The sequence below is a fragment of the Pseudomonas sp. NY15354 genome, assembly GCF_048068075.1.
Taxonomy (GTDB): Bacteria; Pseudomonadota; Gammaproteobacteria; order Pseudomonadales; family Pseudomonadaceae; genus Aquipseudomonas; species Aquipseudomonas guariconensis_C.
This window is the reverse complement of record NZ_JBLUPV010000044.1, coordinates 1-25,157: the sequence shown is the minus strand read 5'-3', so window position 1 is coordinate 25,157 and position 25,157 is coordinate 1. Positions and strand designations below refer to the sequence as shown.

General features: G+C 56.1%; 25 protein-coding genes. 15 read left to right on the top strand and 10 right to left on the bottom strand.

The features are described from left to right. Positions 1–411 precede the first annotated feature (411 nt). Positions 412–1,839, bottom strand: coding sequence for a DUF927 domain-containing protein (locus ACNFCH_RS24715; RefSeq protein ID WP_416744288.1), 1,428 nt, complete (start codon positions 1,837–1,839; stop codon positions 412–414). Between the two features lie 668 nt (positions 1,840–2,507). Here ACNFCH_RS24715 and ACNFCH_RS24710 point away from each other — a divergent pair. The 3 genes from ACNFCH_RS24710 to ACNFCH_RS24700 all read left to right on the top strand — a co-directional run bounded on the left by ACNFCH_RS24710 (position 2,508) and on the right by ACNFCH_RS24700 (position 7,108). After that, complete coding sequence (locus tag ACNFCH_RS24710; RefSeq protein ID WP_001161490.1) at positions 2,508–3,068, top strand: recombinase family protein; 561 nt, start codon at positions 2,508–2,510, stop codon at positions 3,066–3,068. 3 nt (positions 3,069–3,071) lie between these two features. Continuing rightward, positions 3,072–6,038: a Tn3-like element TnAs1 family transposase gene (locus tag ACNFCH_RS24705; RefSeq protein WP_001138014.1), complete on the top strand. Its 2,967-nt coding sequence runs from the start codon at positions 3,072–3,074 to the stop codon at positions 6,036–6,038. A 431-nt stretch (positions 6,039–6,469) separates the two neighbouring features. Next, complete coding sequence (locus ACNFCH_RS24700) at positions 6,470–7,108, top strand: hypothetical protein (protein WP_054881363.1); 639 nt, start codon at positions 6,470–6,472, stop codon at positions 7,106–7,108. Positions 7,109–7,272: 164 nt separating this feature from the next. Here ACNFCH_RS24700 and ACNFCH_RS24695 read toward each other — a convergent pair whose 3' ends face one another. The 3 genes from ACNFCH_RS24695 to ACNFCH_RS24685 all read right to left on the bottom strand — a co-directional run bounded on the left by ACNFCH_RS24695 (position 7,273) and on the right by ACNFCH_RS24685 (position 11,808). Further along, positions 7,273–8,229: an HNH endonuclease signature motif containing protein gene (locus tag ACNFCH_RS24695; protein ID WP_054881362.1), complete on the bottom strand. Its 957-nt coding sequence runs from the start codon at positions 8,227–8,229 to the stop codon at positions 7,273–7,275. 269 nt (positions 8,230–8,498) lie between these two features. After that, on the bottom strand, positions 8,499–9,017 hold the full coding sequence (locus ACNFCH_RS24690; RefSeq protein ID WP_082438024.1) for a hypothetical protein: 519 nt from the start codon (positions 9,015–9,017) through the stop codon (positions 8,499–8,501). 934 nt (positions 9,018–9,951) lie between these two features. Further along, positions 9,952–11,808: a hypothetical protein gene (locus ACNFCH_RS24685; RefSeq protein ID WP_054881359.1), complete on the bottom strand. Its 1,857-nt coding sequence runs from the start codon at positions 11,806–11,808 to the stop codon at positions 9,952–9,954. Between the two features lie 951 nt (positions 11,809–12,759). On the opposite strand from ACNFCH_RS24685, the gene ACNFCH_RS24680 reads away from it, so the two are divergent. Genes ACNFCH_RS24680 through ACNFCH_RS24670 form a run of 3 tightly spaced genes read left to right on the top strand, consistent with a single transcriptional unit; the run spans position 12,760 to position 14,421 of the window. Then, positions 12,760–13,002 (top strand): hypothetical protein, encoded by a 243-nt coding sequence (locus tag ACNFCH_RS24680; RefSeq protein ID WP_008091975.1) that lies wholly within the window; start codon positions 12,760–12,762, stop codon positions 13,000–13,002. After that, positions 12,995–13,921: a site-specific integrase gene (locus tag ACNFCH_RS24675; protein WP_054881357.1), complete on the top strand. Its 927-nt coding sequence runs from the start codon at positions 12,995–12,997 to the stop codon at positions 13,919–13,921. Before ACNFCH_RS24680 ends, ACNFCH_RS24675 begins: the two co-directional genes overlap by 8 nt. Next, positions 13,918–14,421, top strand: coding sequence for a hypothetical protein (locus tag ACNFCH_RS24670; protein ID WP_054881356.1), 504 nt, complete (start codon positions 13,918–13,920; stop codon positions 14,419–14,421). Before ACNFCH_RS24675 ends, ACNFCH_RS24670 begins: the two co-directional genes overlap by 4 nt. Positions 14,422–14,579: 158 nt before the next feature. Here ACNFCH_RS24670 and ACNFCH_RS24665 read toward each other — a convergent pair whose 3' ends face one another. The 4 genes from ACNFCH_RS24665 to ACNFCH_RS24650 all read right to left on the bottom strand — a co-directional run bounded on the left by ACNFCH_RS24665 (position 14,580) and on the right by ACNFCH_RS24650 (position 17,882). Further along, entirely contained in the window at positions 14,580–15,602 is a 1,023-nt protein-coding gene (locus ACNFCH_RS24665) for a replication initiator protein A (RefSeq protein WP_082438023.1), read from the bottom strand. Next, complete coding sequence (locus ACNFCH_RS24660; protein ID WP_082438022.1) at positions 15,602–15,805, bottom strand: helix-turn-helix transcriptional regulator; 204 nt, start codon at positions 15,803–15,805, stop codon at positions 15,602–15,604. The genes ACNFCH_RS24665 and ACNFCH_RS24660 overlap by 1 nt, the downstream gene beginning before the upstream one ends. A gap of 116 nt (positions 15,806–15,921) precedes the next feature. Further along, entirely contained in the window at positions 15,922–16,668 is a 747-nt protein-coding gene (locus tag ACNFCH_RS24655; protein WP_416744278.1) for a hypothetical protein, read from the bottom strand. After that, a complete protein-coding gene (locus ACNFCH_RS24650; protein ID WP_054881355.1) occupies positions 16,665–17,882 on the bottom strand; it encodes a tyrosine-type recombinase/integrase in 1,218 nt (405 codons plus the stop codon). The genes ACNFCH_RS24655 and ACNFCH_RS24650 overlap by 4 nt, the downstream gene beginning before the upstream one ends. Before the next feature lie 338 nt (positions 17,883–18,220). On the opposite strand from ACNFCH_RS24650, the gene ACNFCH_RS24645 reads away from it, so the two are divergent. Further along, positions 18,221–19,429: a tyrosine-type recombinase/integrase gene (locus ACNFCH_RS24645; protein ID WP_416744276.1), complete on the top strand. Its 1,209-nt coding sequence runs from the start codon at positions 18,221–18,223 to the stop codon at positions 19,427–19,429. Here the strand turns inward: ACNFCH_RS24645 and ACNFCH_RS24640 are convergent. After that, entirely contained in the window at positions 19,426–20,109 is a 684-nt protein-coding gene (locus ACNFCH_RS24640; RefSeq protein ID WP_173887201.1) for a hypothetical protein, read from the bottom strand. The genes ACNFCH_RS24645 and ACNFCH_RS24640 overlap by 4 nt on opposite strands. A 147-nt stretch (positions 20,110–20,256) precedes the next feature. Between ACNFCH_RS24640 and ACNFCH_RS24635 the strand changes: the two genes are divergently transcribed. The 5 genes from ACNFCH_RS24635 (at position 20,257) to ACNFCH_RS24615 (ending at position 21,640) form a co-directional block, all read left to right on the top strand. Then, positions 20,257–20,457 carry a helix-turn-helix domain-containing protein gene (locus tag ACNFCH_RS24635; protein ID WP_173887202.1) on the top strand — a complete coding sequence of 67 codons (201 nt, stop codon included), beginning with the start codon at positions 20,257–20,259 and terminating at the stop codon, positions 20,455–20,457. Then, entirely contained in the window at positions 20,454–20,585 is a 132-nt protein-coding gene (locus ACNFCH_RS24630; protein ID WP_416647304.1) for a hypothetical protein, read from the top strand. Before ACNFCH_RS24635 ends, ACNFCH_RS24630 begins: the two co-directional genes overlap by 4 nt. Further along, on the top strand, positions 20,582–20,794 hold the full coding sequence (locus ACNFCH_RS24625; protein WP_416647326.1) for a hypothetical protein: 213 nt from the start codon (positions 20,582–20,584) through the stop codon (positions 20,792–20,794). Before ACNFCH_RS24630 ends, ACNFCH_RS24625 begins: the two co-directional genes overlap by 4 nt. Beyond that, positions 20,791–21,171: a hypothetical protein gene (locus ACNFCH_RS24620; protein ID WP_197884654.1), complete on the top strand. Its 381-nt coding sequence runs from the start codon at positions 20,791–20,793 to the stop codon at positions 21,169–21,171. Before ACNFCH_RS24625 ends, ACNFCH_RS24620 begins: the two co-directional genes overlap by 4 nt. Before the next feature lie 67 nt (positions 21,172–21,238). Then, complete coding sequence (locus tag ACNFCH_RS24615) at positions 21,239–21,640, top strand: hypothetical protein (protein WP_416744273.1); 402 nt, start codon at positions 21,239–21,241, stop codon at positions 21,638–21,640. 193 nt (positions 21,641–21,833) lie between these two features. On the opposite strand, the gene ACNFCH_RS24610 is transcribed toward ACNFCH_RS24615, so the two are convergent. After that, on the bottom strand, positions 21,834–22,052 hold the full coding sequence (locus ACNFCH_RS24610) for a hypothetical protein (RefSeq protein WP_416744271.1): 219 nt from the start codon (positions 22,050–22,052) through the stop codon (positions 21,834–21,836). A gap of 149 nt (positions 22,053–22,201) precedes the next feature. Here ACNFCH_RS24610 and ACNFCH_RS24605 point away from each other — a divergent pair, with 149 nt between their 5' ends. From ACNFCH_RS24605 to ACNFCH_RS24595, 3 genes are read left to right on the top strand one after another with little or no spacing between them, the layout of a single operon-like run. Further along, positions 22,202–23,404 (top strand): phage major capsid protein, encoded by a 1,203-nt coding sequence (locus ACNFCH_RS24605; RefSeq protein WP_416744269.1) that lies wholly within the window; start codon positions 22,202–22,204, stop codon positions 23,402–23,404. Beyond that, positions 23,404–23,925, top strand: a complete 522-nt coding sequence (locus ACNFCH_RS24600) for an HK97 family phage prohead protease (RefSeq protein WP_416744267.1) — start codon at positions 23,404–23,406, stop codon at positions 23,923–23,925. Before ACNFCH_RS24605 ends, ACNFCH_RS24600 begins: the two co-directional genes overlap by 1 nt. Next, the gene (locus ACNFCH_RS24595) at positions 23,922–25,154 is read left to right on the top strand and encodes a phage portal protein (protein ID WP_416744265.1); all 1,233 of its coding nucleotides are present in this window, start codon (positions 23,922–23,924) and stop codon (positions 25,152–25,154) included. Before ACNFCH_RS24600 ends, ACNFCH_RS24595 begins: the two co-directional genes overlap by 4 nt. Positions 25,155–25,157: the final 3 nt, after the last annotated feature.

The following is a 25,157-nucleotide window of genomic DNA, read 5'->3' as shown; positions in this document are numbered from 1 at the left end:
TTGACCGCTTCGATCTTGAATTCTTCGGGGTAACGCTGACGACTCATGGCACCTCCTATTTGGGCCTCATTATGAGGCTTGGAGGTGTCTACGAAACCAGGGGCGATTCAGGAATCTCTCGAGATAGCTCATCAATTTTAGCCTTAGCATTGGAGTAAGGCGCGATCTGATCCCGAGGATAGACAGGCCTTCCCTGACGACTATTAGCGAATGTTTTCTCTGCCTCGTCAGCGACGGCTTTTAACTGAGGAAGATCTTTCTTCAATCTCGCTAGTTCAGCTTGGCATTGTTTCAGCATGGACGAATTTGTGCTCATTTTAAACTCCAATAATTAAATTTAGGTAAGCGCAGGCGTAGGCAGGCCGAGCCTATAAGTGGCCACTAATCTCCCGGCTAGTTAAGTACTATTAGTTAGTCGCTAAGCAATACGCTTGAATTCACAACATAAACCCGTCCTTTCGGCATTCCGGGTAGTGTTACGGATTGGGCGGCTTTTCCGTCTCCGCTCGGCTCAAGTATTCCGCGCGCAACTAATTCTCTATTTACATTTCGCAAGTTCATTCCTTTAAAAACCTCATCACGCCAAGTTGTGCCGAGGAAGTAATAGGTCACCGACGTATATAGAGAGTCACCAATGCCATGATCCATAGTCCTGCGAAAGCCAAGCCGATCTGCTGTACGTGGGGCATGGTCATCGGTCTTCGCAGCAATAGAATCCCATCGCGTGAAGCGACTTTCTCCATAGCGCTCCACCACACCGCGCAGTCTGGCCACGATAGCGTCACCTTCCAGGTTTCCAGCGCCGCCACGTTCAGCCAACCAAGCATCCAAGCACACACGAGCGGAGTGCAGCGCTAGACCGTCTGGCCACCCTGTAACGCCCAACGCTGTGGCCAACTCACCCGCCGCTGCTGCCAGTCCGAAGCGAGTTGCGGCGCGCTGTGCCTGGCCACTGGCGCTTGCAGGTAAAGCCTCAGTGGTAAACCGCTCCAGGGTGCTGCGCACCATGGCCGCATATGCCCGTAGCTTGCCGGGCTCACAGAGGGCCGACAGGAAAGCAAGGCCTGGCGAGCCATAGCATCGGCTCACCCGAGCCTTGAGTGCATCCGACAGCGCAGCGGCATCGTCGAAACCATGCAGCTCTTCGAACAACCCTAGCCCTTTGCTAGCGTCAGCCGGTACAGCAAGCAGTCGAACCTCCATACCGGCTTTCAATTCCTTGTTTGCCTCGGCCATGTGTTGCGCCAAGGTCTTTTCCCCGGTGGAGAGAAACAGCAAGCGCCATTCCTGAACTTGGCGCCCACTCATGCCACGATCATTAGCCCGCGCCTTACCGGTGCCGTTACCCAGCATGTAGACCGTTTCCCCAATTATCCGTGGGTCGCACATCCCGATCTCATCGAGCACCAACAACCCGTCCGAGTGCGCCGCCGCGATACTTTCCAAGGCGTTGTCTGTAGAGCGCCAGGAACGCACCAGACGTGGCCCACCCCAAACCGAGGCCTTCTCGCCCTCGCACAGCACTACCGGTACCAAGCGGCGTTTAGCCAGATCATCAAGACGCAGCAGCGGGCGTGGCTCCGATAAACCCTGCCAGCGCCAAGCCAGCGAGTCATTTGCAGAGTGTTTGCACCAGGTGAGGGGCGCGAACACTTTGCGCGGCGTGCCGCTCTGATCCGGCCTGAGGTCGAAGCGGTACAGCACCATAAGTGGCTGACCGTTGGCATCACGGTAGATCCAAATTTTGGAGGGTTTACCGTGCTGCCTGTACCCAGAGACAGACAGAAACAACAAAGCCCGCACAAGGCGGGCTTTGTGGGGTGTTTCGTAGACAGTCATAGACTTCTGGAAACTGGTTTTCTGGTGCGGAGACAGGAATCGAATTTGTACGCTACACCTCAGCAAAATCAGGCAATCTATGGGTTGCATAAATTGAGTAGGTACTCAAAAAGGCACTCAACCCAATTAAGCCTGACGATCACTGGGCGGAAACAGTGATCGGAATCGAACCGGCACGTGAGGACATGGTGGTGAGGGAGCAAGCGCACTGATGCCTCATCAACCAGTATGCCTACGGATCTTACGACCGTCTTCAGTCTACCGGTCCTGCAACTGAGCTGCGCCCTAATGCCCTCCCATTGCTGAACGATCGTCAATGGGGCATCTCGAGCCCTTAACCCGGCGACGCAGCTCAGAAAAATTTTGAGGCTCCGCGAAAAGTAACCCAGAGGATTGACACTCTTGGGGGGCATAGAGAAAACGGAAAAAATCGTACGATAAGCCCTGCTGACAGCCTGCAAGCCCTTAGGTTGTGTAGTCGGTGTCCGAATGGGGTATACCCTAACTTGATGTCAGGCAGGGCCGCGCCGCTTCGTCAGAATAGAGTCTGCTTTCCCATTTTTTGACACATGCCCGCGAAGGTTATAGATTTCAGCCTGACAGAAATGGGCTTTGAGGCACAACGGAACAGAAAGTGCACTTAAGCCGCCTTCAACCAAGGAGACATCGTGCAGGGGCACCGCATCGGCTACGTCCGGGTCAGCAGCTTTGACCAGAACCCGGAACGCCAGCTGGAACAAACCCAGGTGAGCAAGGTGTTCACCGACAAGGCATCGGGCAAGGACACCCAGCGCCCCCAGCTCGAAGCGCTGCTGAGCTTCGTCCGCGAAGGCGATACAGTGGTGGTGCACAGCATGGATCGGCTGGCCCGCAACCTCGATGACCTGCGTCGCTTGGTACAGAAGCTGACTCAGCGCGGCGTGCGCATCGAGTTCCTGAAGGAGGGCCTGGTGTTCACTGGCGAGGACTCGCCGATGGCCAACCTGATGCTGTCGGTGATGGGGGCCTTCGCTGAGTTCGAGCGCGCCCTGATCCGCGAGCGGCAGCGTGAGGGCATCGCCTTGGCCAAGCAGCGTGGCGCGTACCGGGGCCGCAAGAAAGCCCTGTCCGATGAGCAGGCTGCTACCCTGCGGCAGCGAGCGACGGCCGGCGAGCCCAAGGCGCAGCTTGCCCGCGAGTTCAACATCAGCCGGGAAACCCTCTACCAGTACCTCCGCACGGACGACTGACACATGCCGCGTCGCTTGATCCTCTCGGCCACGGAGCGGGACACCCTGCTTGCGCTGCCGGAAAGCCAGGATGACCTGATCCGCTACTACACCTTCAACGACTCCGACCTGTCGCTGATCCGCCAGCGACGCGGCGACGCCAACCGCCTCGGCTTCGCCGTGCAGCTCTGCCTGCTGCGCTACCCCGGTTACGCGCTGGGAACCGACAGCGAGCTGCCCGAGCCGGTCATCCTGTGGGTGGCGAAGCAAGTCCAGGCCGAGCCGGCGAGCTGGGCAAAGTACGGCGAGCGCGACGTGACCCGTCGCGAGCATGCCCAGGAACTGCGCACCTACCTGCAACTGGCCCCGTTCGGCCTGTCCGACTTCCGCGCCCTGGTGCGCGAGCTAACCGAGCTGGCCCAGCAGACCGACAAAGGCTTGCTGCTGGCCGGTCAGGCCCTGGAGAGCCTACGGCAGAAACGACGCATCCTGCCGGCGCTGAGCGTGATTGACCGGGCCTGCTCGGAAGCCATTGCGCGAGCCAATCGGCGGGTCTACCGCGCCCTGGTCGAACCACTCACGGACTCGCATCGGGCCAAGCTGGACGAGCTGTTGAAGCTCAAGGCCGGCAGCAGCATCACCTGGTTGACCTGGCTGCGCCAGGCACCGCTGAAACCCAACTCTCGGCACATGCTGGAACACATCGAGCGGCTGAAGACATTTCAGTTGGTGGACTTGCCCGAAGGCCTGGGCCGGCACATCCACCAGAACCGCCTGCTCAAGCTGGCCCGCGAGGGTGGGCAGATGACGCCCAAAGACCTCGGTAAGTTCGAGCCGCAGCGCCGCTACGCGACCCTGGCCGCCGTGGTGCTGGAGAGCACCGCGACCGTGATCGATGAGCTGGTCGATCTGCATGACCGCATCCTGGTCAAGCTGTTCAGCGGCGCGAAGCACAAGCATCAGCAGCAGTTCCAGAAGCAGGGCAAGGCGATCAACGACAAGGTGCGCCTGTACTCCAGGATCGGCCAGGCGCTGCTGGAAGCGAAGGAAAGCGGCAGCGACCCCTATGCCGCCATCGAGGCGGTGATTCCCTGGGACGAGTTCACCGAGAGCGTCAGCGAGGCCGAGCTGCTGGCCCGGCCGGAAGGCTTCGACCACCTGCACCTGGTCGGCGAGAACTTCGCCACCCTGCGCCGTTACACGCCGGCCTTGCTGGAGGTGCTGGAACTGCGCGCCGCGCCGGCCGCGCAAGGCGTGCTGGCAGCCGTGCAGACCCTGCGTGAGATGAACGCCGACAACCTGCGCAAGGTGCCGGCCGATGCACCCACGGCCTTCATCAAGCCGCGCTGGAAGCCGCTGGTGATCACCCCGGAAGGCCTCGACCGGAAATTCTACGAAATCTGCGCCCTGTCCGAGCTGAAGAACGCCCTGCGCTCCGGCGACATCTGGGTCAAGGGCTCGCGGCAGTTCCGCGACTTCGACGACTACCTGCTGCCGGCCGAGAAGTTCGCCGCACTCAAGCGCGAGCAGGCCCTGCCCCTGGCGATCAACCCGAACAGCGACCAGTACCTGGAAGAGCGTTTGCAGCTGCTGGACGAGCAGTTGGCCACCGTCACCCGCCTGGCCAAGGACAACGAGCTGCCCGATGCCATCCTCACCGAGTCAGGGCTGAAAATCACCCCGCTGGATGCGGCGGTGCCGGATCGGGCGCAGGCGCTGATCGACCAAACCAGCCAGTTACTGCCGCGCATCAAGATCACCGAACTGCTGATGGACGTGGACGACTGGACGGGCTTCAGCCGCCACTTCACCCACTTGAAGGACGGGGCCGAGGCCAAAGACAGGACGTTGCTGCTGTCCGCAATCCTCGGTGATGCGATCAACCTCGGGCTGACCAAGATGGCCGAGTCGAGCCCCGGCCTGACCTACGCCAAGCTGTCCTGGCTGCAAGCCTGGCACATCCGCGACGAAACCTATTCGGCGGCCTTGGCCGAGCTGGTCAACCACCAGTATCGCCACGCCTTTGCCGCCCACTGGGGCGACGGCACGACCTCATCCTCCGATGGCCAGCGCTTCCGCGCGGGTGGCCGGGGCGAGAGCACCGGGCACGTCAACCCGAAGTACGGTAGCGAGCCGGGACGGCTGTTCTATACCCATATCTCCGACCAGTACGCGCCGTTCAGCACCCGCGTGGTGAATGTCGGCGTCCGCGATTCCACCTATGTGCTCGACGGCCTGCTGTACCACGAGTCCGACCTGCGGATCGAGGAGCACTACACCGACACGGCCGGCTTCACCGATCACGTCTTTGCCCTGATGCACCTGCTAGGCTTCCGCTTCGCGCCGCGCATCCGCGACCTCGGCGAAACCAAGCTGTACGTGCCGCAGGGCGTGCAAGCCTACCCGACGTTGCGCCCGCTGATCGGCGGCACCCTGAACATCAAGCACGTGCGTGCCCACTGGGACGACATCCTGCGCCTGGCCAGCTCGATCAAGCAGGGCACCGTCACCGCCTCGCTGATGCTGCGCAAGCTCGGCAGCTACCCGCGCCAGAACGGACTGGCCGTGGCCCTGCGCGAGCTGGGCCGGATCGAGCGCACGCTGTTCATCCTGGACTGGCTGCAAAGTGTTGAACTGCGCCGCCGCGTGCATGCCGGCCTGAACAAAGGTGAGGCGCGCAACTCGCTGGCCAGGGCGGTGTTCTTCAACCGCCTTGGGGAAATCAGGGATCGGAGCTTCGAGCAGCAGCGCTACCGGGCCAGCGGCCTCAACCTGGTGACGGCGGCTATCGTGCTGTGGAACACGGTGTACCTGGAACGCGCCACCCAGGGGTTGGTCGAGGCCGGCAAGCCGGTGGACGGCGAGCTGCTGCAATTCCTGTCGCCGCTGGGCTGGGAGCACATCAACCTAACCGGCGATTACGTCTGGCGGCAGAGCCGCAGACTGGAAGACGGGAAGTTTCGGCCCTTACGGATGCCCGGAAAACCTTAGCGTACGATTTTTTCCGAATTCTGCGGGCTCCCCCTCTTGATCTATATTCTTTGACTCAAACGGTCAATTATATAGGAGCGGGAGATGAGTGGGACCGTTTGGATTACACTAATGGTAACCATCGTGGCCGCAGCTATGGCCTTCGTTACCGGAACTGGGGAATTGCACCCGACCTGACTAAGCGTTGCATCTCACTTGGCCACATACTTGCATTCGACTTGCTCAGCCATTTGCAACGGATGTGTTCCCTGCACGGATACGTCTTTACCGGCAGCAATCAACCCATTGCTGCCCTTCGTGGAGGTAAGATACCGGCCAGATACTGACATTCGAAGGTAGCTACCGAGCCGTGCCGGTTTAGTCTGATTGTAGGCGTTTGATATCTAGTAATTTTGGATTAATGCTAAAAATAGTGGAAAAGGATCGGTTAGATGGCCATTAGCGAAGAGAAAGACAGACTGCTATGCGCCGTGCTGGCGCACGAGTCGATCTTATGCAGAAAAGCGTATGAGGAATTCTTCGATATGGAATTCCAGTTAGCCACCGGTGGCAATAGTGTTGAGCAGATCATTCTCGCACATGGGGCTTTTCAGTCGTTTATCCATCATTTGTATGAGTTCTGCATCGCGCTCATTCAGCGCGACCAGAACAGCCTTGATCAAATAATAGCTGTCGATGCCGAAAAGCACATAATGGTAGCGATAGAGAAAGCGTGGAAAATTGAGCGTAAAAATCCTAATTCTTATTTCTATAAAATGACCGACACGAAGTTTTACGGCAGCTACGGTTGTTTCCCCAAGCATTTCAGGCAGGCAAGAAACAATTCAGCCCACGCATTGATCAAGAGGGCGAAAAGCGGGCAGCCACTAGCTGAATTCTACTCACTTTATCGCATGATGCTTAAGTTGCTTTTTGCTCATTTGATACAATGGTGGAAGAATATAGACATAGAGCAGACTAACTGGCACGACATTGGAAAATTCAACATTCACGAGATCGCGATGCAAGACGTGCACGATCACTTGGTGGCGTTTGGTAAGCCTGGCGTTCCAGGCTACCCCAAGAAATAGCAATAGCGATCGACACAACGAGAACTATCTCTACTGGTCATTATTACCCAATAGATAACTTGATACGGCGGAGCAGTTAACGCTGATCATTATTGATCGCATTTAATCTCTATTTACATCAAAGAACAAGATTTTAAACTAACTCACAAACCGGATTCATAACGCTAGGAAAGCTTTGCCCCCTTTGTACGATTACAACGCCAGCATAAAGCTTGGAGGTTATCCTCGGTCGTGATTCCTCCCTTCGAGATGGGAGTTATATGATCAATCTCTATTAATAAATTTGGCTCCTCCTTAACCGAAACCCAGCATCGCTGACATGTATTATTGTCTCTTTGTTTTATTTTTTCACGAAGCTGCGGAGTCATCAACGCTCGCTGGCCTTTAGCGCTATTTCTTAACCGAAGCTTGTCGCCAATGTATTTTATAAATTTCTCAAGATTTTCCATATCAAGAATAATGGACACCTCGTAGGAGCTATTCCCACCCGAGGAAACATATTGAAACCTGTAAGTCTGGAAATCTATATCAAACAAACGCACAGGTTCAAAGCCGAGCTCTTTCGCTAAACGACTCTTGCTCAGCTTGTAAAATAAGGAAGGCAGCGGGTCAGTGAGGGTCTGCATGAGCCGATCCCTCTCTTGCTCAAGCAGGATTTTCCCTTGGTACGCGGCGAGATAGTTGTTAAGCGCATTCTCAAGGTGAGATAACGTCTCTTCGCTAACATTTATGTCGAAGTACTTACAGAGATACTTGAATGGTTGGTCATTAGCAGCTTTGCAAACGGAGGCCGAGCAATTGTGAACCTTTCCATCTCTTTCGGTTTTTTTCCATTCGTTCCGTTTGAAACTATATCGACTGGTATCGTAACGATCACCAAAACCATAGTCATAAGAGTTAATATCAAGCCGTGTTTTCTTTAGCTCTTCAATGTGCTCATTTAGATTATTGCAATCTATGGTGTGCTTTTCAATACCAAACTTCAACTTAAGAAATTTTTCGTTATTGAAATACCAGTAGGAATATACCTCCCAGACACCCAGCAAGAGGACTACAGAAAAGAGGCCGATTTTACCATTTATAGATAGAAAAACTCCCGGGAAGATTGCATCAAGAATCATAAATAAAACTACAGATGCGAGAAAAATCCTTACCACTCGACTGCTTCCCTATCTAAAAATGTCCAAGACACGAACGATTGTGACGAATCATAACTACGTTGGTTACATCTGATGCAAATGGCTAGTCAACAAAAATGGTCTCCGCGTCTTGTTGTTGGGCGAAAAACCTCAGAGCCCCCAACCTTGAGTGTAATGCAACTCAGTTGGTTTGATACAAGAAGGAAGCGCCTGAGCGCTCCCTTTCACCTGACAGGGCGATACTCAGCCGATTAGCGAGCGCCGCTGTCCTTTCTCAAACAAGCACCGGACTCCCCGACCTTGCTTGCAGCTCTCAGAGACGTTAAAAAATCTCGTTCGATGACCTTACCGTCTCGTACGCTGGTGAACGTCGCTTTTTTCATCCAGAGATGATCTTTCCTGCTCTCATTAGGCACTACGGTGAGCTCGATTTCCACTGCCGGGCTTCCTGAAAACACTCCGGAGACCTCAGGTTTAGTGAACCGGAAAGTCAGCTCATTATCGTCTGTTGCAGCCACGCTCTGTTCGCTGGTGAGAGGAGCTCCCAGCTTCGCAGCGATTGGGAATCTGGCCGAGTACAAGGCTTTACCGTCGTGGACCTGCTTTGTGATATCCAGAAGATATTGCTCGCGATCCGAGGCGCTAGTAGGGGTCGCGCACTGCTCTCCCTCCGCAGCGAAGTATCTCCCCTCAAAGGCGTAATCGCTCTGCCAGCACCCGGCAAGGGAGGCGGATGCCACGGCCAGCATCACCAGTTTCCATTTCTTCACACAGCACACTCCTTGATAACAATTTGCCATTATCGCCGTTCCCCCTGTCTTGAGCCACCAGACGCGCCTATGGCGTTGAGCTCCTTCACAAAAAGCTGGGCACGAAACTCGTCAAGGCTGAAAAGGGCTGGCATCCAGTAGAGTCGGATGACCGGTCCTTCCGACGCCACAAATACCCGTTGTCTCACCGCCAGTCTCCAGCTCCAGGAAGGAAACATTGCAGATAGCACAGCTAGATCCTTCAGATCGGCATACATCATGGTTTGCCCTCGTCATCCCCTTCCCGGAGCTCAATCCACTCGGCAATGGCCCATAACCCCACGCCCAAAATTGCCAACCCGATTACCATCCAAGGAGGTACTAAGCGATTCGCTCCCAGCAAATACCCTCCCCCAACGCATACCACCGTAATCAAAAGAGTCTTCATGCTTATCTCCTCTCCCAGTAGAGGGAGAAGCAAAACACCACTTGGCATAGTGTCATCGGGCCACGGAAAAAAATGCTCACTATCCCAAGTGGGAATCGAGGAGTTCTTGGCGGATCTCATGGGTAAGCCGGGGTGTATCAAAAGTCCCCCTAAGCACGAGAGGGTGCGCCGATGATTCTCAGTGGTTTTTCGGAGATTTTCGCTGGGTAATCACTGGTGTGGCGTAGGCTTGATTGGGTCTGGCGACGCCATGCCAATGGCAGGGCGAAGAACCAGAGACTCATCTCAGAGGAGCCTTAAAGGTGAGTCACTGGAACGGCAGTTGCGAGCTTGTGCGGCCAACTGCTTCGGCAACGCAAAAGCGGTGCCCCTAATTGAGTTTTTAGGGCGCCGCGAATGCATCTGTTGGCTTCTTTCGGAAATGGAGGGCTTGTACAGATGAGCCCCGCAAATAGCGACGTCATCATCTGTACCAGGGCGGTCAGCGCCGCCCCCCTTGCCCGAACTCTAACGCCTAGCTTTCGGTGGGTTTAGCGATCTCACACCAGGGCTACCGGGCCGAAATGTGGGAATCGAGCTAGGCCCAACCGGATTGGCTGACGGTGGCATGGATGGAGAGGTTTCGTTGCCCGACTGAGTTTTAGAGCCACGCCTACGCCCAGTCGAGGCCGCTCCCGCTATGCTAGCAATTCGGGAGCCCATCATGGCAAAACCAACCGCTTTCATACTTAGGCGTCCTACATCGCTGGCAGTCGCCACAGCGCCGGACAGGCTACCAGCCAAACCTCCCAACGATACACCTAGCATACTCGAAGTGATCCAAGTGGAAATGCCCAGTGATACTGCTGCAATAGCTGACATCAACCCGCGAAGACCGTCATAGTCCGCCCCGACGCCTGACCACCCACTAGCAGCCCCCGCTTGGGCAACCGCAACAGCAGCCACAGTTTGGGACACCGCAACAGTGATCATCTGTGCGGTCATAACGGAGATGACCGGCAGCATCAGCAGCGACAGCCAATTGGTCAACATCCTACCGCCCCTGAGAGGTGCGAGCATCAAAAAGAACGGCGCGAGGAGTAACACAATCCAAAACAACCAGGCTGACATGATCACATAACCAGGTAACAGCGTTTGCAGATCAAGCCACCCGCTGAAGTTCTTCCACATCTGAGCCGCGGCTAAGAAGCTTCCAGCAACCTCACTATCCCCACGAGAGAGACCCGCCGTTTTCTGCAATGAACCAGCCATGAATCGCTGCCAAGCTGTCGCTGTACTTACAGCCCCCACCTCAGCGCTTACTCGCTGCCCACTTGCTATAACCGCACCCGACTCGCGCAACGCCTGATACGCCTGCTCAGCGCCCATCTGGGCAATTTTGTATGCCTCGATGCAGCTGGTGGGTCGAAACATTATCCCTTGATCGTCGCCGACGATAGCCGACTCCTGCCCTGGCACTGCGCTGATCGACAAGTAAGACGGCGTAGCTTGAGATTCCCCTGCAAGTTTGGCGGCCCAATGCGCTTGCGTTGGCAGCGCATAGCGGTCCCCCATGAACGGCCCGGCAGCTTCAAGAGCACGAATACCGGCCTCACGACGCGACTGGATAGCTCTCTGGTCAAGCACCTGACTCAGACTAGTCCGGGCAGCCCCGCCGCCTAACAGATAAGCTCCCCAACCTCCATTTTCTTCGGCTGAACCGAAAACATACGTCCACGCGCCGCCAATAGCCGTGCGTGCTTGTGCTATCACGCCGACTTCTTCATCCGGTATCCCCAAGCCACCACCGCCGAGCAGGCCGATAGCCTGCAAAGCTTCGACTTTAGCCGCGTGCTCGGGACCGGCAAGCTCAGCCGGCGCCGGGGCACAACTGGCGTTGTAATCTCTAATCAGCCGGGCCAAATCACTGCCGGCAAACACTTGGGCTGATCGGCCTACCATGTTGTCAATCGCGGACTGCGCAGGGACGATTGTCCCGGCCACTGTTTGATCACTCAGGACCTGATCAAAAGCCTCTCTGTAGATTTTGTGAATCGTCATCACGAAACTGAGCGGCACCGCCTGAGCTTCGACCAGCCGGACCGTTGCTCCGCTTGGAAGAGTCACGGTCACGGGTCTCATTCCGTACGCCACAACCAGGAAAATCATAATCCCTGACAACACCGTACGAGCAGCTCCTTGCCCCACGCGCAATGCAACGAGCAGCATCCATCCAAATCCAACCGCAACGATAAGCGCGTTGCTGGTTTCGTTGAATGCGACAAATAGCGGCTCGGTGGCAGTCAGGATTGTCAACGCAACGTTTTCCCACAGCCCAAATACCCAATTGAATCCGGCGAAATCCTCAGCCGTGCCAATGCTCATCAGGCCGCCCGCCGACAGATGATCCAACTACGCAGAGCCAAGCCACACCGGACAGCCCAAAGGAACACCCAGAGGACACCGAAGACCGCGCCCAACAGAACGAAATACTGCGCAGTCGGAGCGGCTAGGAGGCTTCCGGTGAGCTGGACCGCATCATATTGGGCGAGTACGAGTTTCCCATATGGTGGAAAAAGTGATGCGGCGATCAGATGTAAAACGCAAAGAACGGGGCCTAGGAGCAATCCCAGCCGACCCGCCCAACTGGTAAGGAATGGCATACGCATCTGAACCCAGTCCAAGAAAATCGCGATTTTCATCGTCACATTACTCCAGTGATAAAGGATACGTATCGATCCTATGAATCCACTGGCTGCGGTTCTACCGAACCCTATGTAGTTACTGCTAATGGTTCTGCTCGCGCCCCGTGCCCGCTATGTAACGCTCCTAAACGTCGCGCCACATAGCGGGCACCATCGAACGGTTTGATTTCGCGCAACAAATACAACGCAGCGCAGTTGCGTTGTTTGCCCTCCCCCATTTTCGTAAGCTGATCACGAACCAAACCGCACTGCCCGGCAGTCTCGTTACCCATGTGATTCATGGGTTGGGACAGTGGCAGGGGGCTCGGCCTGCGTCATCGCGGGCATTGGCCCATCGGCCACACTTGCGTCATCGCGTGTGTGCCCGGCCCAACGCCGACTACATATCGGGACCATCAACGACCAATCACTTGAGGAGAGAAGACAACCCAACATGGTCAGCCAGACCCAATGGCAGCCGAACCTGAGCGGACAATCAGGAACTCACTCGGAGAATCCGAGTAGGCGTGAACAGTCCCCGCCTGCATCTCATGCTAAGGGGGGCGAACAGGCACACAACGAACCATCTACGGATGGTGTGTCGCTGAACCGGCAACGGTCAGGAGTTCTTACACCTGATAGAGAGAATCCCATGAGCGAATTCGATGCGCAGAGCATTACTGCACGCCTCAAGGCCGAATCTAGGATTCGGAGAAAACCCCGAACCTATGCCCAACGTCGCTCATTGCTGGATAACTATAAGTACGAGCTGTTGCAGCTTGATTCCGCAGGCTGCAATGGCACTGAACTGCAACGCTGGATAGCGGAAAAAGGTATCAAGATTCAGCGTTCTACAGTGCACCGATGGCTACATCGGAATCGCCTGAGTGGCTAAGTTTGCCAAGCCTACAAAGCAAGCTGCATCCGTGATGAAAAAGCTCCAGGGCACCCACATTCGATCCGTGGGCACTGTCCGTAACTACGAGCAGCGGTTGGTACGCATCACCGCCTACCTACAGCAGCATCGCTTAGGCAGCCTCCGCGAAATGACCCCTGATAGCGCGATTAGCTACCTTCAGCAAAGAGCGACGACCGTGGGTCAGAAAACACTCGATATGGAGCGTCAGGCTCTCCAGGCCATGATGCAGCACGTCACCCTACAACTGCCGCTAGGCCGGTCTCTAGAAGTAATTAAAAGCAGCGCGACCGCTCGCCCCAGCACGAAGCAGCACCCGACTTTGGGTCGCCGTCTGGCCAACCAAACACGAGCCTATAACCGCGAGCAGATGACACTGATCGCCTCTCGGCAAGCTCCTCACAACTCGCTTGCGACAGAGATTGCATATGCAGCGGGTCTCCGTGCTCATGAATTGCTGAGTCTCCAAAGAACTCATCGCCGTGTAGCGGATGAACGTCCAGCGCACGGGATGAAGTTTGCTGGAATTCGGGAAACGACCATCAGCTACACGGTCCACGGCAAGGGTGGCCTGGTCCGCGAGGTGCGCATCCCAATACCTCTGGCTCAACGCTTGGAAAGGAGCCGGTTGGCAACGCCACGGGTCGTAAAGGATCGCGGTATCAGCTACCAGCAATTCTATGCAATTGGCGGCGGCCAGCCATGGAGCAAAAGCGTTAGCGCTGCATCGAAGGAAGCTCTCGGTTGGTCAAATGGTGCCCACGGGTTACGGCACACGTACGCTCAAGAGCGAATGGCTTCGCTACAACGTCACCTCACACGGAAACAAGCGTTGGAGGTCGTTTCTCAAGAACTTGGTCACTTCCGGGCCGAAATTACCGAGGTCTACCTGCGTTGAGCACTACCATCGATCCAACCCTGATTCACAGCAGCTTTCTCTTCGTTTTAGGTACGTCACTAACCCTAATAGTTGTGCTCAGCCTCCTACTTTTCGAGAGCAAAAAAGCGAGAGTGAGAACTGAAATCTTACTGGACGCCAGCGCTCAGCGACAGCTAGCGCTGCACAAAGAACAAGGCGAAGCAATTGAAGCTCTCGAACAGCTACACCTTGAACGCTTGGCTGAAGCTGCAACGCATCATCGACATGAGATAGCTAGCCTCATGCAGATCTTCGGTGTTGCAGAGCAAGAGCGAGACATCGCGATTAAGGCCGCATCTGACGATCAGAGACAGCTCAAGTTGATGCAGGACCGCATCGCTTACCTGAACGTGCTCATCGAGACTTGGGCTACGGGCGACGATGCGACGGCCGCAGTGGTGAGGCAAGCCCTGAAAAGGGATCGTAATCTCAGCTCATGGTCAGCGATCAGCACTCAGTTGCAAAGCAGCGATTTATAGGGTTTTTGAAGGATTCAAAGCTTTAGACCTGGAAAGGCTTATAAATCCCTTATTTTTCAATAGCATAAGAATATCAGGAGTGTGCAATCGACGGGGATTAGTGGGTAATCGACGGAAGCTGGTGTGCAATGGACGGAAGGTGGTGGGTAATGGACGGGTTATCCACAGCCCGAATCCCACCCCCGTCGTGTCATGAGCAGTTGCGGACCGGATTGTCCTGCCTCCTCGTGCAATTCATACTCTGGGAGGTTATTCAACTTAATAAGATTTCTCAAAGATCGACAAAACTCCTTAAATCGAGTAATACCGCTTCGCTCATATATCGTTCGGAATCCCCACCGAGCCTTGTCATTCCCCGCCGCACGTCGAGCCAAACGATAAACAAAGCGCCCTAGAGCGGACTCGATAAGAAAAAACTCTGGACTCACAGTCAGAACTGCAGATCTTGGACTGCGAGTCACCTGCGAATAGATCCAATTAGGCACTTCAATCTCAACGCGATCTACTCTACCGATGCCTGTGACGGAAAGCACACGGTAGCCACTAATCAAACTCTCACTTTTCACCTCACGCATTATGAGCTTCCCTTTATGCACAGTACGAGAAAACACGCTTTTGACTACAGTGCCTTTCAAACGATCCAATGCTGATTCAACTCTTTCCGACTGACCACCACCATCGCCGCGCTGGCTAAACTTAAGCACATCCGAGACATGCATTGTAAAAATACGACCCGGCATTGCCCCACGGCCATTTTTAAAGCGATTCATTGACTCGGTCAAATGCGATACCAGCATCAGCACAATATCGTAGTCCCAGATCGTTGCCATTCCATCCGGTCCAGCTTTCACCTCGACATAGCCATCCACCAAGTTATACCTGATAACTTCACCAGCACGCTTTTCCTTTTTGGACATGCGAAACAACGCAACATCCATAAAATACCGACAATCTTTTATCGCAATACCGTCAGCTGATATAAAACAATCAACCAACTCAACCTCTTCCTCATTTTTACTTGCGACAATTTCACGACGTCTAGCATTTAACTCCTGCCATGATTCACCTGGACGCGCTTGATCTTGGATTCGCTTTCCATTAAGCCTAGCCTCAGCTTGCGCCCAAGATTCACCTGGACGAGCCTCCCTTACGATACGCGCATGATCGGATGACAAATGCATCACCCCTGCGACGCTTTAATTTTCTCAGCGATCCACGCATTCACATGCTCCGCTGGCCATGCCACAGAGTTCGCCCCTAGTGAGATACCCGGAGGAAACTCACCGGCTCGAATCAAGCGGTAGATCTGAGATTTGCTCAGCCCCACAAGGGCACATACTCCCGGCAGGCGAAGCAACAATGGTGAGACAGACTGATTAGCCATCTAGGGCCCTCCTGAGGCCGGATTGGATGGCTAGGCATTCAATGGCACCACAGTAGAGGAGTCATGAGGAACCTCAAATTCTCATAGGGTTCCTCAAGATTTTCGCTAAGGATAAGTCACGCCTTTGTATCCGACTTGGACTGGATACCCATATATTTTCGCATGGTTCCATGATATGAAGGCATGTCAACTCCAGCCTCCTCCGCGAGAGCTATCAAGGTAGAGCACACATCAGAGTTCTTACGCGGCGGGCTACTGAGCGTACAGGCATAACGCTTGATATTACTCGAGCTAACCTTATCATCATAATTAGTCGGCAACTCACGATGAGCCTTATCAACTGCCTTTATTATATCAACCAGACCATTTACAATCTTGATGACAGTACCCAACTCCTGCTCATTGAGTCCGCCATTTCTCCTATCCTTAGCTTTCTCAGATAAATTAGTACTTAACAGAAAATCTGGACTTTCAAACCCTGCATTAAAAATCCAATCTACTAAGACTGACCCTGAAAAACAAACTACGCTATCAGGAACATCTATCGACCGCTGCGCCTCCTCACAATAACAGCTTAGTTTATTTTTATCACCCTTGCTCGGCGAGCAAAAAAGCTCGTAGAAATACTTGCTTAACTCCTGAAAATAGATCACATGAGTTCTGGGGGATCGGTCATGACTCCCAAAACAACCCACCCAAAAAACATCATTAACCGAATTGGGAAGAAATCGATTTACACCGTACTCAACATATAATCTCTCAATCAGTTCATACAGCGCGTATGCAGCTTCTTGCGGGCTAATTTTGTGGAATCGAGCGTATCTCGGCACCAGATCACACAGGCGCATAAAATCATCACTCACTGTGCACTCTCTCTTCCTTTAATAGAAATCTCGGCAGCCCCACATGACAAAGCATCTAAATGGTTGGCATACCACTGAAGCATTTCACGACGCCCTTCAAGGTACTGAGCGTGATTATAGGTTCCTCGAATACTGTTCTTGTCCACATGCGCCAGTTGGGTTTCCACCCACTCGCTGCGGTACCCCTGCTCATGCAGGGTGGTAGACATTGTGTGACGGAACCCATGCCCTGTGGCTCTGCCGTCGTAACCCGAGCGTTTCAACAGCTGATTGATGGCGGCCTCGCTCATCGGCTTAGCGGGGTCATTCCGACCAGGAAATGCGAGCGTGTAGCCACCGGTGATGCTTTCTAGCTCACGCAGTGCAGACACAGCTTGTTTCGGCAGAGGAACTAGATGGGCCCGGCGCATTTTCATCCGCTGAGCCGGAATCGTCCAAAGGGCATTTTCGAGGTCAAACTCAGACCACGGCGCCCCTCTGAGCTCAGCAGTCCGTACACCCGTGAGAATTAGCAAACGGGTAGCAATTTTCACCACGTCATGACCTGGGCACGCCTGGAAGCCTCGAATCAGATCTGGGATTTCAGCGATAGGAAGGAAGGGATAATGCCGGGAGGTAGGCGTTTGAAGTGCCCCTCCGATATCTGCGATGGGGTTGTATTCGACCCTGCCCGTGGCAATTGCAAAGCGGTACACCTCTTGGCAGCGCTGTCGAACCTTGCGTAGCTTTTCCAAAGCCCCACGTGACTCTATGCGGCGGAAGACCTGTAACCACTGCATAGGCTTGATCTCAGACAGGGGCAAGCTTCCAACCTGCGGAAAGATGTCCAGCTCAAAAGCCTCGATGACGTCAGTCGCATACCCTTCTGACCAGCGTGCAGATTTATGCTGATGCCACTCCAATGCGAGATTTTTGAAGGTATTGGCACGAGAAATTGCCGCCTGGGCCCGAGCGACCTTTCTCTCAAGGCCTGGATGCCGCCCCTGGGAAACCAGCTGGCGTGCATCAAACGCAAGCTGGCGAGCCTGCGCCAACGTAACGTTGTCGATAGTGCCCAAAGAAATGTGTGACTGCTTACCGTCCAGCCTGAAACGGAAGCGCCAAGACTTACCGCCGGCGGCTCGAATCCAGAGGAATAAGCCACCTCCGTCAGCAAGGCCAAAATCCTTTTCGCGGGGTGCAGCGTTCTTCACTTGCAGCGCTGTCAAAGGCATCCGAGTACCCATAGATTATTGAACAGCGCAAAGGTACTCGCAGGGGTACTCAGATAGCAAGGGCTGGGATGGGATCGGATGGCACCGCATGAAACAGAAAGCCCGCACTAGGCGGGCTTCTGAGGGGTTTCATGCGACTGCTTGGCACTGCATGAATCTATTGACTGGTGCCGGAGACAGGAATCGAACCTGCGACCTTCGCGTTACGAGTGCGTTATGGAGCCTAACGAAATCGGGGAGACCCCAATAAACACTGGGCTTTAGCGTCTGGTTTTGTCTTTTGAGACACGTCCGTATAGTCTATTTTGCTGTCACCATGCTGTCACGGGCGCCCAGCTATGAAAACCAAGATCACGGCCAAGCTCCTTGCGAGTATCCACCCGCAGGATAAGCCCTACCGCATCCATGATACAGCTCAGCCCGGCCTGTCGATCAGGGTACTACCTAGTGGCCACTCCAGCTACATGGTGAGCTGGGGCAGGAATCAAGCCGCCACGTTGGGCAGGGTCGGCATGATGACGCTCGATCAGGCCAGGACGGAAGCGGCCAGGTGGCTGGCGGAAGCGCATGAGCACGGTGCCCCACTGGTCGCCACCAAGAACAAGCGCCGGGCCGCCCACACCCTGGCAAGCTACCTAACAGAGAGCTACTACCCCTGGCTGGAAACGCACCACAAGGCGCACCAGAAGACCCGGCACGCGATAGAACACAGCTTTGCTGCCCTGATGACCAAGCCCCTCTCAGACCTCAGCCAGCGCGATCTGGAGGCTATGCGGGTGAAGTGGCTGGCGTCGGGATTGAAAGATGCCACGGCCAACAGGAAGCTTGCAGCTCTCCGGGGCGCCCTCTCCAAGGCGGTGGAATGGGGCGTGCTTGAAGATCACCCGATGACCAAGCTGAAGCCTTTGCGGCTCGACACCCGTGGCCGGGTTCGATTCCTATCCGGGGAAGAGGAACAGCGCCTGCGCAAAGCCCTTGACGATCGAGAAGAGCGCATCCGTGCCGAGCGTGACAATGCCAACAAGTGGCGTCGAGAACGGAAGAAAGTCGAGTTGCCCAATTTGCGCAAGTGCGCGTTTGCAGATCACCTCAAGCCTATGGCAATTGTCAGTTTGAACACCGGCCTTCGGCGGGGCGAGTTATTCAACTTAACTTGGGCGGACATTGATATTCAGCGTAAAAATCTGACGGTAGTTGGTGAAGGTGCCAAATCCGATCAGACTCGACATATCCCTTTAAACGCCGAGGCCCTGGCAACCATCGAAGGCTGGAGAGAACAGTCATCAAGTTCTGATCTTGTATTCCCAAGCCAAACTGGCGGGCGTATGGACAACGTCAAAAAGTCATGGGATGCAGTATTGAAGGCGGCAGGCATTAGCGCATTCCGCTGGCACGACCTTCGACACACCTTCGCCTCAAAACTGGCAATGAAGGGCGTCCCGCTCAATACGATCCGGGATCTACTAGGGCATGCCGACCTCAAGATGACCCTGCGCTACGCGCACCTTGCGCCAGACAGCAAGGCGGCGGCGGTAGAACTGATCTAGCGCTTAACTCCTAAACTATCAGAGATATCGTCAAACTCCTTATCGGCTCCCATGTATCCGACGCCATCGTCGTCGTGAATAACCACCGCAGGGACTTTTACCTCAGGAGTTAACGATGAAACCGGGCGGCCAATGAATGACTCTACATCATCAAGCGTTAGGTCAGGGCAACACCCTTTCTCAGCGAGTTCTAAAGCACGAGATTTAATAAGATCCCAAGACAATCGAATCAACTTTCTTTTCGGAGTTACAAATATTGTCACCCCACTACTGGACTGTCTAAATCCGCCCCTGCCGGCTTTAGCATCTACCATTCTGTAATCGTAATCAGCGCTGCCTCCAATCTCGTAGACATTGAAGAATATATCTACGGCAGAATCCAGCACCGAGGCAATGCAGCTCTCCTCATGGCTCATCAAGCTAGGGGCGCAAAGTGCCAGATTGACGATTCGCTCACTCTCGCTCGGCGCCCACACAAGCGCCGACACCGCCGCAAGAGATTCCTCCCGCTGACCGCCATCGACCCTTCGGTCGCCAGCAAGCCGAGTGACAGCAGACTCGATCACGCCCGTGATTGACTGATGGCCTGATCTAGCCAATAGCTCGATAAGGAATTTCGTGCGCGGATCAAGTCGCAGCGTAAGGGCATCTGTCTTCTTTGGCGTCTTCTTGGCGGTCATTTCTTTCCCCTCTGAGGGCCTCAGTATACCCGTCAATCCATCCCATACAATCCAGAAAAATACTGCACATCATTTGACGTGCAGTATTTCTTCGGTATAGCCTTACTCCACTGGCGGAACCAATCAACTCGCCAGATGGAGAATGCAATGACTCAAGCGCACCACGTTCCACCCCTGGCTTTAGGGATCGAAGATGCAGCCCGCTCCATCGGAGTGGCTCGCTCAGCAATCTACGAAATCGTCGCACGAGGAGAGCTCCCCAGCTTCAAGCTCGGTCGTCGCCGCATGATCCTGGTGAAGGAATTGGAGACGTACATCAATCGCGTGGCAGTGGAGAACGCCCGATGACGGTTCGCATCATCGGGAGTGCCCAGAAGGTCCTGGGCACCCTTCAACTCCCGGCCAGCACCCGCCTGGTCGATCTGGAAACCCTGCGCCAGCTTGGCGCCCATCGTGTGGAGGTAATCGCAGCATGAGCAACGAACAAAGGGCGCTCGACGCTCGAGCAAAGCGGATCGCAGCAAAGAACGGCTATCGGGCGGAGCGCTCCGACAAGCCATATTCAGGGGACAACTACGGGGAGTTCATGCTGATTGAAGATGCGACAAACCGTATTGAGGCTGGCCACCGCTACGACATGGGTGCCGAGCAGATCATTGAGTTTTTCGAGGGGAGCGCAGCATGAACTTGCCGGTCTTTAAGCCAACAATCACCGCAGCCAAACCCTTCCGTCAGACCGGGTTGATCAACGGGAAAGCTTGCCATGCATTCACAGTACCGGATGGCGTAGACGCCAATGACGCTCTTGAAGAGGCATCGTCGATCATGTCCACGACGTTCGACATGATCACCGAAGCCGGTTTCGGGAACATGTCCATCGAGGGCAATTTTGCCTGGATGCTGCTGAACACCCTGGAGAGCGCCAAGGCTCTGCTTGATGCAGTTATCGCGGGGATGGAAAGCGAGGAGGAGATCCGGGCAGCGTTGCACCGCTGCCGGGATCAAGACATGGCACGGGAATGCGATATCAGGGGCAAGTCTGGCACGCGCCGCGCAGCCTGACAACCCACCGCCCCTGCAGGGGGTCGATTTCAGATCGACCCCTTTGCGCCTGATTGTGAGTCGCTGAATGGCTAGGAAGAAAACCTACAAGGTGGATTTCGGTGGTGGGCGAGCGCTGGCGCTCCCATACCGCCTGCTGATCCACCCTGCCTTCGACAACCTTTCGCCCAAAGCCATTGCTGTCTTGGTGAAGCTAGCCCGTCACTACAACGGCAAGAACAACGGCGATCTAGCCGTAACTACATCCATGCTTTCTTCCGGCCGGCCGATGGACGCGAAGACGCTCAGGAGTGCCCTAGACGAGCTGTTAGAGGCTGGGCTGATCATCAAGACCCGAGAGCCAGGCCCATGGTCGCCCGACGGCAGAAGACAACCAACGCTGTACGCGATCACCTGGGCTCGAATCGACGAATGCACGGGCAAGGATCTGGAAGTTCCACCCGGACCGCCTAGGTTCAAGTTCATCTGATTTCGATTTTTCCAGTGGGATTTTTTCCGCAAACCTATGGGATTTTTTCCCAGTAGCCGACCAGACATTAGTCCGGTTATGTCCGGGTGCGTCGGTCGTCAGGTGGACCTATGGGAATTTTTCCTACTGGTCCCCAGGAAACATGCGGCCTCCAGCGATAGGGCTGATGGGAAAAAATCCCACTCTTATTTAATTACACCACCAAGGGGTCATTTAAATGGGACCACAAACCTACCGCCAAGGCCGGTGCCAGCACCGAGTTGCAGGACGATGCGCCCGAGTCAGCGGCCATACTTTCCTGGTCGTAGAGTTCCTTCCTTGGACGCAAATTGGCTTGTGCCGCTTGTGTGCCGTAGAGGTTCGCCCCGACCTGATCTACCAAGTCGAGCGAGACGGCAAGACGACCGTTCATCGGAAACTCTCAAGCCTCAATGTCCCTACAGATACACCCATACACAATAGGACAGAGCCTCAATCAAGCGAACGGTAAGCCACTGTTTTGACAGGGAAAACAGGCCTATGGTGGGTACTCGAAAACCCCATCCACAGGACTTTTCCCTGATGAAACTTCACGAACTGCGCGAGAAGCGCACCACTGCCGTCGAGGGCATGAGAAAGCTGGTGGACACCGCTTCCGCTGCTGGCCGTGACCTGACCGCCGACGAATCCACCCAGTTTGAAACCTTCAAGACCGAAGAGCGCTCACTGGCCGACCAGATCACCCGCCATGAACACCTGGCCGATCTGGAGAAGCGCACCGCCGCTCCCGCCGCCACCGATACCCCTGAGCACCTGGAGAAGCGCGTATCGGTCGTGCGTGTCCTGCGTGCGCAGATGGAGGGTCGTACTCTGGACGGCGCCGAGGCCGAGTATGCCAAAGAGGCCGAGCGCCGCACCGGTCGCAAGGCTGAGGGCGTATTCGTTCCGTTCGCCGCCCTGGAGCGCCGCGCCAACACCACCACGACCGCACCCGAGCTGGTGGGCACCGATCACCGGGCAGACCAATACATCGGCCCATTGCGCGAAAGCCTGCTGGCCCGCTCGCTGGGTATCCGCACCTTGACCGGCTTGATCGGCAATGTGTCGATTCCGAAGTACGGCAGCGGCTTGGAAACCGGCTGGGTTACTGAGGGTCAGGCCGTGCCCGAAGCCCAAATGTCGTTCGACAACGTCACCCTGACGCCGAAGCATTGCGGCGGCAAAACTGAAATGAGCCGCCAGTTGCTCCAGCAATCGGCGCCAGGTATCGAGCAGTTGGTGCGTGAAGACCTGGCCTTCCTCATCGCCCGCCAGATCGACCGCGCCATCATCAACGGCAGCGGCGCTGCTGGTGAACCGCTGGGCGTGCTGAATACCCCCGACATCCAGACCGCTGCCCTGCCCAAAACCTGGGCCGAGGTGCTGGCGCTGCTGGAGAAGCTGGATGACGCGAACATCACCAACGCCCGCTGGCTGACCACCGCCGCCATCCGCACCGTACTGGGCAGCACCGAGAAGGTGGCCGGATCGGGCAGTGGTTTCCTGTACGACAACGGCACCCTGGCCAGCCTGGCGCTGGCGACTTCGAAGAACGTCCCAACCGGCAAGCTGATCTTGGGCGACTGGAGCCAGGTGATGCTGGGCGTATGGAGCGAAATTGACCTGTTGGTCAACCCATACGCCGAACCGGCCTACAGCCGTGGCGGTGTGCAGGTCCGTGCGATGGCCACCGTCGATACCGCTGTACGCCATCCCGAAGGCTTCGTAGTAGCGAGCGCACCGTAATGGAACGCCGAGCAGCCGCAAGCCTGGAGCGTAGAGGCCGGACGCTGTTCGGCTATGCCGCCCGTTTCGGTGATCCAGCCCCCATTGGGGGTTTTACCGAAATCATCCTACCGGGGGCTTTCAAGCGCTCCCTTGCAGGCCCAGCCGCCGCCAGCATCCGCGCCGTTTACGAGCACGATGATGCAGCCCTATTGGGCCGTGTCGGAGCTGGCACCCTGCGCCTTACTGAGGATGACGTGGGCCTTGCGTTTGAACTGGACCTGCCCGACACCAGCCTGGGTCGTGACCTGTCCGAGCTGGTGAAGCGCGGCGACGTGGCCGGGTGCTCATTCGGCTTCGTGCCGGTGAAGGAGGACTGGCAAGGCGAGTTGCGCAGCCTGCGGGACGTGGACCTGCACGAAATCACCATCACGGCGAATCCGGCCTACCCGACCACCACCGTATCGGTGCGCAGCCGCAAGCCGCTGCTGGCGCTGGCCAATGCCCGTCGGTACCTTGAGTTCCTGGAGTGCATCCGGTGAAAAAGCTGTTCCGCCTGTTCACGCGCTCCAACAACACCCCGGCCTATGATCGGTACTTCGACCAGTTCAGCCAGGCCGGTAACTCGGCAGGGGTCAACATCACGGTACAGACCGCCGAGTCGATCAGTGCCGTGTACGCGGCTGTCGCTGCCATCAGCGAGAGCGTGGGCAGCCTGCCCTTGGACGTGTACCGCCGCACCGATGACGGACGCGACAAGGCCCGCACCCATCCCCTGTACGCGCTGCTGCACGACGCCCCGAACGAGTGGCAGACCGCCCTGGAATTCCGCGAGCAACTGCAACGCCACATCCTGCTGCGCGGCAATGCCTACGCCCGCATCCGCTGGAGTGGTGCCGGTCGTGTGCAGGCGCTTGAGCCGGTCAACCCGGACAGCGTGTCGATCCTGCGCAGTTCGGCCAGCGAGCGCCTGGTCTACGAATACACCGACCGCCACGGCAAGCTCCAGCGACTGACCGCCGACGAGATGTTGCACATCCGCTACCACACCGAAGACGGTGTGCTCGGGCGCAGCCCTATCCAGGTGGCCAGGGATACCCTGGGGCTGGCGCTGGCTGAACGTACCCACGGCGCCAAGATGTTCGAGCAGGGCACCAAGCTGTCGGGCGTGATCGAGACGGCACCCGGCACCACCAAGGAGCAGGCCGCGCAGATTCGTGAGAGCTGGGCCGCTGGCCAAGCTGGCGTGAACAACCACGGCAAGACCCCAGTGCTGCCCCAGGGCGCGAAGTACAGCGCGGTATCCATGACGTTGGAGGATGCCGAGTGGATCGAAGCCCGGCGCCTGTCGGTCGAGGAAGTGGCCCGCCTGTTCCGTGTACCGCCTGTACTGATCGGTGATCTGCGCGAGGCGAACTACAGCAACGCCGTGGAGCTGGGCCGGTACTTCGTCACCCACACCCTGCGCCGCCACCTGGTCGCGTGGGAACAGGCTATCAACCGCACCCTACTGGGCAGCGGCTTCTTTGCTGAGCACAACGTGGAAGGCCTGCTGCGTGGCGATAGCCTCAACCGTGCCCAGTTCTATCAACGCGGCATTGAGGACCGGTGGCTACTGCCGTCCGAGGTCCGCCGTATGGAAAACCTACCACCGGTGGAAGGTATCGACGATGCCAAAGAGACCAAGACTCAAGACCCTGCCTCCCCGCCTCAAGGAGGCACCCACCCCGCTGGAGGCAATGAAGGCAAGGGCAAAGGAGAAGAAGCGTGAGCA